The 719-nt window shown below is 44.6% G+C and carries 1 protein-coding gene; it reads left to right on the top strand.

From position 1 onward, the window contains the following. Positions 1 to 98: 98 nt before the first annotated feature. Positions 99 to 719 (top strand): mechanosensitive ion channel family protein (locus tag R7Z77_RS25495; RefSeq protein WP_318137070.1); only part of this gene is annotated, 621 nt, incomplete at its 3' end.

The raw sequence follows: 719 nt of genomic DNA, 5'->3' as shown, positions 1-719 counted from the left end.
TAATAGTGATAAATGGATGAAATCCCGGAAATTACTGGGGTGATACTTCAATATCTGCTACCTTTCCCACCATGGTTCATCAGAAATAAAAGTTACTTATGTCACAGTGGTTTACCGATTTACAAAACTATGTACAAGCGCATAGTCAGGATTGGAGCGGAAGTGTTCTTTTTATCACGTTAGCCAGTTTTATCGCATGGATCGCTTGGCGAGTGATCCGTTCACGTCTTGCAATTCTTGTCGAGAAAACCCCTTTTCATTGGGATAACATGTTGCTTGATGCGCTCACAACGCCAGTGAGCACACTCATTTGGTGTTGGCCTGCTACGGTGTCACTCGGCATCATTTTAGAAAGCGAACTGAATGACAAGATCAATTGGCTGAGCACGCTCAAGCTGATTCTTATTATCAGCGTCTTCGTATGGACCGTCATGCGACTGATCACCAATATCGAAGATTTCGTTCTGGAACAGAAAAACCGAGACGAAACCACCGTTCAAGCCATCGCGAAAGTCGGGCGATTATTCATCATCACTATCGGCGTATTAACCATCATGCAGGCATTTGGCTTGTCTCTGTCTGGTCTGCTGACGTTTGGTGGTGTGGGTGGCTTAATCGTAGGTCTTGCTGCAAAAGATTTGCTGTCGAACTTCTTCGGTGGTTTGATGATTTACTTCGATCGTCCATTCAAAGTAGGCGATTGGATTCGCTCTCCAGAT

This window comes from Vibrio sp. 1401 (genome assembly GCF_033340295.1).
Note: the sequence above shows the minus strand (reverse complement) of the source record. Positions and strands in the feature narration are given on the sequence as shown.